At 29.3% G+C, this 13,001-nt stretch carries 11 protein-coding genes; all 11 read left to right on the top strand.

Going from position 1 to position 13,001, the window contains the following annotated elements; genetic code table 11:
• Positions 1–6: 6 nt before the first annotated feature.
• The 11 genes from ACH2CG_RS11810 (at position 7) to ACH2CG_RS11760 (ending at position 12,718) form a co-directional block, all read left to right on the top strand.
• Complete coding sequence (locus ACH2CG_RS11810) at positions 7–1,017, top strand: hypothetical protein (RefSeq protein ID WP_395065416.1); 1,011 nt, start codon at positions 7–9, stop codon at positions 1,015–1,017.
• 86 nt (positions 1,018–1,103) lie between these two features.
• Positions 1,104–2,486 (top strand): M12 family metallo-peptidase, encoded by a 1,383-nt coding sequence (locus ACH2CG_RS11805; protein WP_395065414.1) that lies wholly within the window; start codon positions 1,104–1,106, stop codon positions 2,484–2,486.
• A complete protein-coding gene (locus ACH2CG_RS11800; protein ID WP_395065438.1) occupies positions 2,390–2,848 on the top strand; it encodes a T9SS type A sorting domain-containing protein in 459 nt (152 codons plus the stop codon). Before ACH2CG_RS11805 ends, ACH2CG_RS11800 begins: the two co-directional genes overlap by 97 nt.
• A 211-nt stretch (positions 2,849–3,059) precedes the next feature.
• Positions 3,060–5,105: a histidine kinase dimerization/phosphoacceptor domain -containing protein gene (locus ACH2CG_RS11795; protein WP_395065412.1), complete on the top strand. Its 2,046-nt coding sequence runs from the start codon at positions 3,060–3,062 to the stop codon at positions 5,103–5,105.
• On the top strand, positions 5,102–5,845 hold the full coding sequence (locus ACH2CG_RS11790; protein WP_395065410.1) for a DNA-binding response regulator: 744 nt from the start codon (positions 5,102–5,104) through the stop codon (positions 5,843–5,845). The genes ACH2CG_RS11795 and ACH2CG_RS11790 overlap by 4 nt, the downstream gene beginning before the upstream one ends.
• 598 nt (positions 5,846–6,443) lie before the next feature.
• A complete protein-coding gene (locus ACH2CG_RS11785) occupies positions 6,444–7,046 on the top strand; it encodes a TlpA family protein disulfide reductase (protein WP_395065408.1) in 603 nt (200 codons plus the stop codon).
• 190 nt (positions 7,047–7,236) lie between these two features.
• Complete coding sequence (locus ACH2CG_RS11780; RefSeq protein ID WP_395065406.1) at positions 7,237–8,484, top strand: hypothetical protein; 1,248 nt, start codon at positions 7,237–7,239, stop codon at positions 8,482–8,484.
• A 178-nt stretch (positions 8,485–8,662) separates the two neighbouring features.
• Positions 8,663–9,280 carry a peroxiredoxin family protein gene (locus ACH2CG_RS11775; protein WP_395065404.1) on the top strand — a complete coding sequence of 206 codons (618 nt, stop codon included), beginning with the start codon at positions 8,663–8,665 and terminating at the stop codon, positions 9,278–9,280.
• Between the two features lie 447 nt (positions 9,281–9,727).
• Positions 9,728–9,934 carry a hypothetical protein gene (locus tag ACH2CG_RS11770; RefSeq protein WP_395065402.1) on the top strand — a complete coding sequence of 69 codons (207 nt, stop codon included), beginning with the start codon at positions 9,728–9,730 and terminating at the stop codon, positions 9,932–9,934.
• A gap of 451 nt (positions 9,935–10,385) precedes the next feature.
• Positions 10,386–11,210 (top strand): hypothetical protein, encoded by an 825-nt coding sequence (locus tag ACH2CG_RS11765; protein ID WP_395065400.1) that lies wholly within the window; start codon positions 10,386–10,388, stop codon positions 11,208–11,210.
• A gap of 236 nt (positions 11,211–11,446) precedes the next feature.
• On the top strand, positions 11,447–12,718 hold the full coding sequence (locus ACH2CG_RS11760) for a leucine-rich repeat domain-containing protein (RefSeq protein ID WP_395065398.1): 1,272 nt from the start codon (positions 11,447–11,449) through the stop codon (positions 12,716–12,718).
• The last annotated feature ends 283 nt before the right edge of the window (positions 12,719–13,001 follow it).

Raw genomic sequence — 13,001 nt, 5'->3', positions numbered from 1 at the left:
AAAAACATGAAAAAACTAGTATTATCAATTTCTTTATTATCAACAATCGTAACGTCTGGACAAAATTTAAATGTGGCTGGTAATTTATTATTAACAAATGCTATAGATAGCAAATCAATATACACTTGGTTGCCATCAGATCAAAATTGGAGAATAGGGATGGGCATCGAACCAAGATTTGATAAGTCTTTAACAACATCTCATACACAGTTTATAAGTTACGCCCAAGGCCTCGGTCAAGGGTTTGCATTAGGTGCTAACGGCGGAAGCTCAAGTTTTGAAATTCAAGGATTGAACCATCAAGCTTTTTTTAGAGGAAATGTAGGCATTGGAACAACATTAGCTGATGCTAAATTAAGTTTTGGATTATCTCACAATACAGGAATTAACCAATATGTAGATCCAGTTTTTGGAGTTAGAAATGATATTTTGGCTGTTTACGAATCCTCACCTACTCACATGTATTGTTTTGGAATGCATAGTGCTACAATGGATATTTATGTAGCAAATGGTGCAAATTTATTGTTTGGACACCGTTCTACATCAGGTAATTTAACTAGTAGTATTTTTATAAATGGTGGAGACAATATTGGACTTGGAACAACCAGTCCAACGCAAAGACTTGATGTGGTTGGTAACTCCAAAGTATCAGGTAAAGTTGGTATTGGTGGTATAACAACTTTTCCAACTAACCTTATTTATGCAAACTATAGATTGTTTGTTAAAGGTGGAATACTAACAGATGAAGTTCGTGTCAAATTGAGCACTTCATCAACTTGGGCAGATTATGTTTTTGCAGAGGGATATAAATTAAAATCTTTAAAAGAACTTGAAGATTTCATTACTAAAAACAATCATTTACCTAATGTTCCTTCTGGTAATCAAGTAAAGGAAGAAGGTATTAACGTAGCAGATATGGCAAGAATACAACAAGAAAAAATTGAAGAATTAACACTATATATCATACAACAAAACAAGAGAATTGAAGCACTAGAAACAAAAATAAATAACCTATAATTTCAATGTTAAGTTTAAAAAATGAAATTATGAAAAAAAGTAAAATCTTTCTAACTACTTTACTTCTATTTGTAACCATTTTAGAGATGAAGTCACAATCAAGAGGTGAAGTAGCAAAAATAGTAACTCAAAAATTACGAAGTAACACACAGGAGACCATTAAAGATTTATTAAATATAAATACCCAATTTGATGAATCATTAATAAGCAGAGAAGTCTCTAAAGCCACTATCTTTGAATTTAATAAAACCAAAGCACTTGACATAATAAATCGAAAACCAAATTTAATAGCTATTGAAATTAAAACAGCTACTAAAGAAAAAATTATTTTAGACCTTTACAAAGAAGAAAGTGCATTTTCTTCTCTAACTATTGAAACATCTGACGGCAAAGAATTTGACCAATCTAAACCAAATATGTCTTTTTACAGAGGAATGATAAGAGGTAATAAAAATAGTGTAGTTAGTTTAAGCATATCTGAAAGTGAAATTTCAGGCTTTATATCCTATCAAAATGGTAATCTTATTATTGGCAAACTTAAAAACTACGCCCAAATTATTCTTTACAACGACAAAGATTTAAAACAAAAAATAGACTTTAATTGTGCAAACATAGATGGTGATACAACGACTAAAGATTATGAGATTTTAAACAATCAAAATGATTTAGCAAGAATTAGAACTTCTAATTGCGTAAGGTTATACTATGAAACTGAATATGATATCTATCAAAATTTAGGGAGCACTGCAAGTGTTGTTGCTTATGTATTAAACCTTTACAATCAAGTTGGAACATTATTCACTAATGATGGTATTAGCACTTCTCTATCTCATATATTTATCTGGACAATCGATGACCCTTACACCGCAACAATTACTTCTCATCCTTCTTCAATGGCAGAAGTTAATGCTTACAGAACAACCATAAATGGTGATCTTGGACAAGTCATCTCTTTTAGAAATACTGGTGGTGGTGCAGCTGGAATTGCAAGAATATGCAATGAAAGAAAATTAGGATCTGTTGGCAGCTTATCACGTGGCTTCGCTAATGTACCTCTTTTTAGTAACAACGTATATCTTTCTATACATGAATTTGGTCATTCATTTGGTTCACAACACACACACGCTTGTGTATGGAACGGCAAAGGTACTGCTATTGACAGCTGTGTACCAGTATCATATTCTCCTGTACCAGGAATACCTTCTATTGGCGGAACAATTATGAGCTATTGCCATACACAAAGTGTTGGCGTGAATTTTTCTTTAGGATTTGGACCGCAACCACTTGCAGTTATTACTAATCATGTTAATAGTTCTAATTGTTTGACAACATGTTGCATAGAGGAACTCTTTGTAAATGTAAATGTTGAAGCATCAGGCATAGATTACAAACAAGCAACAACATCAATCATTGCAAAAATACAATTAATAATGGTGGAAATGCAATTTATCATGCTGGTAGCGATATAATTTTGTCAGATGGATTTACATCACAAAGCAGCACCTTTTTTATAGCTTACATTGAAGGTTGTACTCGTCAATACGTATCTAAAAATGACATGAATAACTACAATGAAACAAAAAATACAAAAAGCAACATAGAAGTACAGATTTATCCAAACCCTAACAACGGCAAGTTTACAATAAATTTAAGTCAACTTGAAGAAGGATCAATTGAAATTTCAAATTTGTACGGAGTTACAGTGCAAAAATCAATTTTCAAAAACCAAGAGCTGTTTGAAGTAAATATGCAAGACAAGCCGCAAGGCATATACCTTATAACAGTCAAATCGAACAATACTACATACACCAATAAGGTTATAAAAAAATGAAAAAAGCAAAAAGCTGTTTACAATAACATAAACAGCTTTTTTAAAAGACTACCTACTTACGAAAAAAAATTACAGTAAACAATTACAATAAATAACTTTATCACTAAACATAGTATTTTTATAGAAATCTATAAAAAACAAAGCTGTTTAATTGTTCCTTTACTATATTGCAGTGTATATATACAGTTTAAAATTCTTATTTTTTTAAAACATGAAAAAATTATACTTTTTATTATTATTTTCACTTTCAATAATTGCCTCTTCTCAAGAGAAATCAAGATCAATAAACATTGACAGTCTATTGTATCGTATTGAAGAAAAGAATGATGATTTAAAAATAAACCTTTACCAAGAAATTTGTGAAGAATACCAAGAAGAAAACAAAAAAAAATTCCTTTATTACAACAATAAAATACTACAATTATCAAAAAAAATAAAGAATGAACATGGAATCGGTTTTTATTATTACAACTCAATAATATTGACCGATGAGGATGATGGAATCAGTAGAATAACAAAAGCAAAAAAAGCATCAGCAATTTTTTTAAAAACAAAAGACTATAAATACTATTTAAAATCAAATTATTATTTAGCAAACGCAACGTTGTACGCAAAAAACGGTACAGAAGCAAAAAAAATTATTTATCAAAGTCTTAAGATAAAATATATCAATAAGTATCCTAATGAGGCAGGAAGTTTAATGGCGCTATTAGGATTTATTAATTATAGAGAGGGTTACCTTAACACTTCTTTAAAGCACTACAAAAAAGCACTTTTTTACTACAATAAAGATAAAAAAGATAATAAAAATAAAGTAGATCTTTATTTTTACATAGCCTATATATATTCTGATTTAAGCAATTACAAAGAAGCCATTCGATATATTGATTATTCAACTAGTATTGAAGAGAATTTTAGTGCAAACACTCAAAAAGCGGTTACACTCAACAAAATGAAACACTATAAAGAAGCGCTAAAAATACTTCTTGACAATAAAAGTAAAAAATTAAATAAAACAAAAAGCGAAAAATTTTTCAATACTTGTGCTATATCTGAAACCTATATTTATTTAAAAAAATATAACCTTGCCATAGAAAACCTAAACATAACACTACAAGAAAAAGTATCAGCAAACCTAACGTTATACAGAAACAACTTGTTAGCTAATGCTTACCTTAAATTAAAAAATATAGGCAAAGCAATTATATACAATGACAAAGCAATTGCTTATGTTGACTCAACCAAATTTTACGATCTAAAACAAGCGACTTATTTATGCAAATCTAAAATAGAAGAAACACAAGCAAATTATCAAACTGCTCTCTTATATTATAAAAAATTAGCAAATTTAAACGAAGAAAATAATTCTAAAATAAACAAACATAAAATCAATGAACTTCAAATTAGTTTTGATATTGCCGAAAAAAACAACCAGATAAAAAACCTTCAATTTGCTCAAATGCAAAAATCCATGCAAATAAACAAACAAAGGCAATATTTAATATTTGGTTGCATTTTATTTACCATTATTTTTATTGTAAGCATCATATTTATAAGAATATTAAAAGTAATAAATATAAAAAACAGGCAGTTCAACATTAACAACACCAAATTAGAGAAATCTAAAAACGAACTACAAAAATCATTACAATTAAAAGAAACATTACTCAAAGAAATTCACCATAGGGTAAAAAACAACCTTCAACTGGTTATGAGTTTGCTTTTCATTCAATCTAGAGAGAAAAATATAAAAATGAAAGACTTTATAGAAATAAGCCACTCTAGAATATTAGCAATGGCGTTAATTCATGAAAATCTATACCAAACAGACCTCCTGAGCAAAGTAGATTTTAAAGAATATTCTATAGGTCTAACACAATCTATTATTCATTCTCAAAGTAATAAACAACAAGACATACATTTAAACATTGAAATTGACGAAGTTTACCTTGATATTCAAACTGCTGTTCCTGTGGGTTTAATAATTAATGAACTAATAACTAATGCCTACAAACATGCTTTTGTAAATCGTGAAAAAGGAATAATTACACTTATTTTAACACACGTAGAAAACACATTTCTACTAATCATTAAAGACAATGGCATAGGTATAGGTAGCAATACAACTACCGAAAAATCATTGGGCATGGAACTAGTAAAACAACTTGTTGGACAAATAGGCGGCAACATAAATGTACAAAACCATACTGGACTAGAGTATCAAATACAATTTCTAAACATAATAGACGAACTATGAAACCAAAAATTCTTGTTGTAGAAGACGAAGCACTCATTTCAATGCACATAAAAGCAATACTCGAAGATGTGGGTTATGAAGTAACTATTAACATTTTCTCTGTAGAAGCTGCAATTGAAGAAATTGAAGCAAATTTACCCATATTAGTACTTATAGACATCAACTTAAACAAACAAAAAGATGGTGTTGACCTAGGACGTTATTTGCTAAACAAAGGTGGCATTGCCTACATTTACATAACATCCTACTCTACTAAAACCGTGCTCGACAGAGTAAACGAGACAAGACCACACGGATACATTGTAAAACCATTTAAATCAGACGATTTAATATCTACTGTTTCTATTGTTGTTAATAACTATAAACACCGTGGTATTGACCCATTACGATCAGAAAACACCGTAAACGATGCCATACCTTTTAGAATAAGAACAATTGTGAATTATATTAATGACAATCTAGATAAAAAAATAGATATTGATGACCTAATTGAGCTTACCAATTGGAAAAAACGTCAATTCTCAAGAATATTCATCTCCTACCTTCATGTATCACCATACCAATACATATTAACAAGAAAAATAGAAAAAGCCAAAAACATAATAGAAGAAACGACAATACCTATTAACGAAATAGCATTCGATCTTGGCTTTAAAAGCTACAGTAACTTTATAAATGCATACAAAAAAATAATAGGAAACAACCCAGAAATACAACGACAAAATCATAGAAATATATAACAAAACTATTTTAACAGATTTAAAAGATAAGAATACCAACAACTCTTAAACAAACCGCAACTAGTAAAGCCGTCTCAAGACTAATGAGACGGCTTTTTTTATTCACTTATTTCAAGAAATTTACATATACACCTTTCATCTTTAAAGAAGATCTATTAACTATCTTCTTTAATCGTAACTTAAATAATAATCACAAAATAGATCAATTAAACAAAGTAAGTTTTAACCGCAATTGAAATAAAAAAGCAAAACAATAAAAAGTTACCACTACATAACAAGCAATCAATTATAACTATACAATCAACTAGCCTTACAAAACAACAAACAATTAGCCATTTAACGCTAATGTTAAAATATTCTTAAATAAAATGGCAAAAATAAATAGTTGAAGACCTTTTTAAATAATCACTTAAGAGACAACTGCAATATTTTTTTAATCTAATAAATAGATAATAATAACCCAAAAAACCATAAACATGAAAAAACCTAAAAAGATACCCAGGACAACAGCTAATTTTTAAAATTATAAAAATTAGCAAACGAGAAGATAAAAAAAACATCTAAAGAAAACATAAAAATCAATCTAATTTCAAGTAATATGAAATCTACAACAATCTTGCCTATATTATCATTGCAAATAGGCATTACTTTAAGTACATTTTACATGGGATATTGTGCTTTTTTATTAGAAGAAAAAATCACGAGTGCCCAAGAATCATTAAAAACAACAATTGTAGTGATGGCAAAAATTGCAGAGAAAAGAAAGGAAGCAGATGATTTTTCAAAACCATTACCCAAAGGAATCAATGCACCATCTTTTTCTCTCAAAGACGAGAAAGGTAATTTAATAGATTTAAAAAACTACTTAGGAAAGAAAGTTTTGTTAGTGTTTTCAAGCATTGGGGATTGTGATAATTGCAAAAAAATCAATACAGCAATAAATCAATTACACAACACAAGGAAAGATCTTGAAATATTATTTCTTTTGCACGAATCAAACAGTGAGCAAAATAACAAATATAAAAATCACTTTGCTATAAAAGACAAAGTGCTATCAAGCTCTATAAATGAAATTGAAAATTACCATATCGACGCCTTACCAACATCTGTACTCATAAACGAAGAAGGAAGTATTGTTGAGACTTTTAGGGCAAAAAAATTAAGTGAATTCATTGAAGTTATATATAGGAAAAGCAAGTAAGCTTGCGATGAAATCGCTATGAAGCAATGTAAAAATAAAAAAATGGCATGATCCGAAAAGCCATGAAAAGAGTAGAAACAATAAATTATTAAATATTATGAAAAATATAAAATCTTATATATTCGCTGCCTTATTAGCAACGATTATCATATCTTGTGCCAACGATGAATCATTAACTGATCTTAATCCATTGGACAGCAGTAGTGATAGTATTAATAGTGAATTAGTTACGCTAAATGAAGAGGAAACAGCGAAACTGTTTTCGTCAAATGTTGAAACAACTTTCAAGGGAAGAACAATGACGGGCAGTGAATTTAAAAAAGCTCTAGATAGTGTTAACAATCATGTTTTTTTAAAAACTGCTAATCCAGATGCAAAAGTCACAGATCCAGACGGTTTTACTAGGTCTTTTTTCTTCCCTACTGCTAAAACTGAAGACTTCTATGCATATCCTTATTTGCAGTGGAATAATGGAGATGGTAATTTCACAAGAATGGCCTCGAGCAGCAGTCAAGCTGTTGAAAATACTTGGTTGCCAGGTGCCGTTTATGGAACTGCAGGCTCAAATAGAAGACCACAAACAATTATTCACTGGCGTGCTGGATATCAAACTGCGCAAGGTAGTGGAACTGCTCAGCAATTACTTTATGATTCTCACAGGGCAGGATTAAGACCTCTATTTTGGGAACATGAAATATTTGAAAGTACAGTAGTAGATATTAACGGTACAAGTCAAGCTGGTCAATCAATTGCTCAAATAACACCAGTTAGTGGTCAATTAGGAATTACTAATTATTTAGGAGTAGATAAAAATATAAAAGAATTAATTAATGGTTTTAATGAAACTCTTTACAGCGGTGACCAAGTAGTAACTACTTTCAAACAGAGAGATGTTGCTTATCAATTTGGAACAGGAATTACATTAGCTACTGAAATATCTAGTAATGAATCCATTAGCGGTGCTGCACCAGGTAGTGTAGTTCAAGGTAATGTTACCACTGGGCAAAGTGGAAGTGTTGCGGTTGGATTTAATTATAGCAGTGATGTAACAAATACTGATAATACTGGTTATAGCACATCAGCTAATCAAGTACTCGGATTTCCTATTATAATTATTAAAAAAGATAATACTTGTAGATTTCAAGTTTTCAAAGTATTGGTTTCTTCTAAATATAATATTAAAATTAGAAGCAAATTGAAAGGTGACATTGCTGTTCGCAGACGTGTATCAACTAATAGTGATATAAATGAGTACAGATTAAATGCAGCCAATTCACTTTTACCAGCCAGTATTAGAGATGGTCTTGAAACCAGTCACGTTTATGAAACTACTTACGCATCTTTCTATAAAACATTTCAGTGTAAAAACACAGTAACTGGTGTCAAAGGTCCAATATACGGACCTATAAGTCCAGGCTTTACTTTTACCTTTTTGTAAATATTGTTTTATCACACATTCTTTAATCCTAATATAAGGATACCTAAAATTAAATTTTTTGACATTTTAATCTTTAAAAAGTAATTCTTTCAAAGATGAAAGATTTAAAAAAGAGAGTTTTTTAGGTATCCTCAAATTATGCATATTCATTATTTAAACTTATCCCTCAATATTTTTTATGAAAAATTCCAATAGCATAACAATCCTAAGTTTACAATTTTTTACTTTCATTATAACATTGGTTATCACTTTTAAAATTTTAAAAACGCAACAATTAGTCGTAGAAACCAGAAAAAATCTAGAAACCACGATAAAAGTAATGAGTGATATAGACAAACAAAATAAACAAGCTGTAACAGAAAAAACAAAACAAGAAGTAAAGATGAAACCAGTTGCTTTAGGAGAAAAAGCACCTGATTTTTCACTTAAAGACGATAACAATAAAATTGTTAGTTTAAAAGATTATAGAGGTAAGAAGGTAATACTAGTAATATCAGACCCACAATGTGAAAATTGTCAAAATTTCTATCCTGTTTTAAATCAATTTAGTATAATAGATAAAAATACAGAGGTACTTATAATGATGGTAGAAACGACTCCAGAGCAAAACAAATTATACAAAAAAGAAAAAAATATTAATGCTAAAATATTAGCAACTCCTGTAAATGATGTTATTAGTTACGGCATTCAAGCAACACCAACGTCAATAGTCATAGATGAAAACGGCTTCATTATTGGTAATAAAGTTTGTACAACACTTATTGAGTTAACCAATTTAGTAAATATCAAAAAGTAAATTACTTTTGTAATAATAGTTACGTACAATCAATAACAAAAAGCACAACTTAACGGTTGTGCTTTTTGTATTCATTACAACGAATACAAAATCTCAATTTACCTAAAATCACCTATTACAAAAAAAATGGCACTTTTCAATAGGCAATGACTTTTTTCAATAGGCTAAATACAAATAAACTAAATAGTTTTACTTTTTTTAAAAGGCATCACAGAAAAAAGTAAAAAAACAATATACAATTTTATACAAGAAGCACCTGTAAGACAACAAATTGACAAAAAATTAAAAAGGTTCTTTATTTGGGTGTGTTATTTCTAATAAAAATAAACCTACTCCCAAAAGATAAAATTATTTGAGAGTTTAATCTATCGTAATCATGAAAAAATACACAATACTAATGTTCTATTGCTTGTTGGAGTTAAAAGTTGAACCTTAAAATTATTTAAAATGAAAAATTATTTAAAAAAAATACTTTCCTTTTTTTATGCTATAAGCATGCTTTTTACATCCAACCATATTGAAGATAGCAATGCACTAAAGAAAAAGCAATACCTAAAAAAAGTGGATATATGTGAATTTACTAAAACAGTAAAAACAAACAACCAAATAGATTTATTTGAAGTTGGGCTAAAACAATCAATAGACTACTATTAGTATAGGTAAGAAAACGCTTATTTTGAATAGACAAAAATGTATTGAAAACAACAAATACTTAGTCTTTACCTCATAATTAGAAAAACACACGAAAACCATTTGATGATTTTTTATTGCAATTAATTCCATAGAAATTTATACAAACAGCAAAGTCTACAATAATGAACTTTTGTGATTTATGAATGCCAAAACAAAATAAATGAGAAAAGAAAAAACCTTGGAGACCAAATATTTATAGTTGTTTTAATTATTTAACAGCAACTGTAAACTAGATGACAATACTGTATTTTTAATCAAATTATATTTGTTATAAGAAAAGAAAAATTTTGAAAAAAACCCAAAAAAAACAACCCATCTAAGCGCTTTTTTAAATAAAAAAGCAATTAGATAAACAAAATGAAAACAGAAGAATTTTCTGTTTTAAAACCTAAACTATTAAATTTATTAGAAAATGAAAAAATTATTTTTAAAAAACCTAGCACTAGTATTTATTGCAAGTGTTTTATTGGTGTCGTGTACAAGTGATGAAAATGTTGTCAAAGATAAAAATGAGTATCAAAAACAAGAAAGCACATTCAAATTTTCCAAAACAGTAAACATCAAAGACCAAACAGGACTCTATAGTGTTGACATTAGAATATCCTCTAATAATAAAGAATTTATTCAAAATTATTTAGATACTAAACCAGTGATAAAAGTTAATTTAAGAAAGGATATTGACCAAACAATTAACCCTTTAAAAACAAATACAACTACTGAGAATAATGAAACAAATTTAAATAATGAAACAACAGAAGACCTAGAAGTGGAAATTCTTAATAAGAAAATTCCAAATGGCTATACCGTGAGTCTTCAAGTAACTAATAATAATTTATTGAGACCTACACAAGGTAGCAATACAATTTCAAGTAACTCACTCCCACTTATTATTTCATATAAAGATGACAATGCTAAAAGAATTGATATGTTCAGTTATAAAAATAACAGAGGTCAAGAAGCTTATTTAAAATGGATCATTTATTCAGGAATAAGACTTTCAGAAACATTACCAGTATTCTATGGCCCAATTGAATCCTCAACCACAAATTCACTTGGGATACCAAACTTACTTTATTATAACTTTTCATTGCCACAATTAAAATCAATTTTATATAAAATACCCGATACAGCTAATAGAAAAGGCTTAAAGGCTAAACTTACTATAACCGCGGATAATTTAATTTACGGCTATTTTATTGAATTTGATAATAAACCTAAAATCACTATTAGTAATTAGTATTGTGTGAGGATATAATTTAATACATACTTTATGTTTTCACATATTATATTAGGTAATTAAGTTAAAATAAATACATAGAAATAGTATTTTAAATTCTTGAATTATTTTACAACAAATACTATTAAAATGTGCCGTTTCAATTAAAGAACAATACAAAAAATGGCTTTTCTTGTAAAATAATTCAAGAATCAAAAACCTATTAAATTTTAAATAAATAATTTTTAAATAAAATAATGAAAAAACAATTTTACATTTTAATGGCTCTATTTGGTAGCTTTTGTTCTTTTGGACAAAATTTTAACGCTGGTGGCATCAATTATTCTGTAACAAGTGCTACAGCACCATTTACTGTAAAAGTAGATGAAAACCCTAGTTACTCTGGTACCGCCACTATTCCTGCATCGGTTGATAATGCTGGTACAACTTATGCAGTAACCAGTATTGGGAGTGATGCTTTTTTTGATTGCTCAGGTTTAACTTCGGTAAGTATTCCAAATTCGGTAACAGATATTGGTGGATGGGCATTTTACAATTGTAGTGGTTTAACCTCGGTAGGCATTCCAAATTCGGTAGCCAGTATTGGTGAATTGGTTTTTTATGGTTGCACTGGTTTAACCTCAGCGAGCATTCCAAATTCGGTATCTAGTATTGGTGAATGGGCATTTTCTGGTTGCATTGGTTTAACATCAATTAATATCCCAAATTCGTTAACTAGTATTGGAGAATTAGTGTTTTATAACTGCTCAGGTTTAACTTCAGTAAGCATTCCAAATTCGGTAACCAATATTGGTGTTTGGGCCTTTCTTAGGTGTACTGGTTTAACCTCGGTAAGTATTCCGTCATCGGTAGCCGGTATTGGTGATGGTGCTTTTGGAGCGTGCAGTTCTCTAACCACGGTAAACATCCCAGCGTCTGTGACTAGCATTAGTGAAGGAACATTTGCAGCGTGCAGTTCTTTAACCATGGTAAGTATTCCGTCTTCGGTAACCAGTATAGGTGGTGCTGCATTTTACGATTGTAGTGCTCTAACCACCGTAAACATCCCATCATCTGTAACTACTATTAGTGAAGAAGCGTTTTCCAATTGTACAGGGTTAACTTCGGTAACTGTAAATTGGACAACACCTTTAACGATTACTGCAAATGTTTTTCAAGATGTTACACTTGGTAATGTAGCATTAAATGTTCCTGCTGGTACATCGGCACTTTATGATGCCGCACTTGTTTGGACAGATTTTAATCCTATTACTGAACCTTTATCAACCAATAATTTTGTTTCAAATACCAACTATTTTTATTACAGCAATAGAGATGACAAATTAAAACTAATTAACAACAAAACTAACATCAGTGCAGATTACAACATTTTTGATATCAACGGAAAATTAATTCAAAATGGAAGTACCAACTCCAATGAAGTCGATTTAAACATAAACACCAAAGGTGTTTTTATTGTAGTTTTTGAAAGTGAAAATTGGAAACAAAGTTTGAAGTTTGTGAGATAATTTTTTAAAAACAATAACCATGAAAGCTTGAGAGTACAGATTACAATAAACTTAGGTTCAAGTTATAAATTCAAAATAGGCAAAAAACAAGAAAAATAGTAAAGTACATTACACAAGATGGCTTTTCTTGTAAAATAGGTCAAGATTTGATAACCTAATAAATTTTAAAAAATAATTTTAATAATAAAATAATGAAGAAACAACTTTACATTTTAATGGCTCTATTTTGTAGCCTTTGGTCTTTTGGACAATATTTTAACGCTGGTGGTATCAATTATTCTGT

Origin of the sequence: Flavobacterium sp., from assembly GCF_043778725.1 — a bacterium.
Lineage (GTDB): Bacteria > Bacteroidota > Bacteroidia > Flavobacteriales > Flavobacteriaceae > Flavobacterium.
Note: the sequence above shows the minus strand (reverse complement) of the source record. Positions and strands in the feature narration are given on the sequence as shown.

Excerpts from the sequence above, each read along its gene's own strand:
- ACH2CG_RS11785 (WP_395065408.1), top strand. The coding sequence starts at position 6,444 with ATGAAATCTACAACAATCTTGCCTATATTATCATTGCAAATAGGCATT.
- ACH2CG_RS11760 (WP_395065398.1), top strand. The coding sequence starts at position 11,447 with ATGAAAAAACAATTTTACATTTTAATGGCTCTATTTGGTAGCTTTTGT.
- ACH2CG_RS11790 (WP_395065410.1), top strand. The coding sequence starts at position 5,102 with ATGAAACCAAAAATTCTTGTTGTAGAAGACGAAGCACTCATTTCAATG.
- ACH2CG_RS11770 (WP_395065402.1), top strand. The coding sequence starts at position 9,728 with ATGAAAAATTATTTAAAAAAAATACTTTCCTTTTTTTATGCTATAAGC.
- ACH2CG_RS11810 (WP_395065416.1), top strand. The coding sequence starts at position 7 with ATGAAAAAACTAGTATTATCAATTTCTTTATTATCAACAATCGTAACG.
- ACH2CG_RS11765 (WP_395065400.1), top strand. The coding sequence starts at position 10,386 with ATGAAAAAATTATTTTTAAAAAACCTAGCACTAGTATTTATTGCAAGT.
- ACH2CG_RS11805 (WP_395065414.1), top strand. The coding sequence starts at position 1,104 with ATGAAGTCACAATCAAGAGGTGAAGTAGCAAAAATAGTAACTCAAAAA.
- ACH2CG_RS11795 (WP_395065412.1), top strand. The coding sequence starts at position 3,060 with ATGAAAAAATTATACTTTTTATTATTATTTTCACTTTCAATAATTGCC.
- ACH2CG_RS11775 (WP_395065404.1), top strand. The coding sequence starts at position 8,663 with ATGAAAAATTCCAATAGCATAACAATCCTAAGTTTACAATTTTTTACT.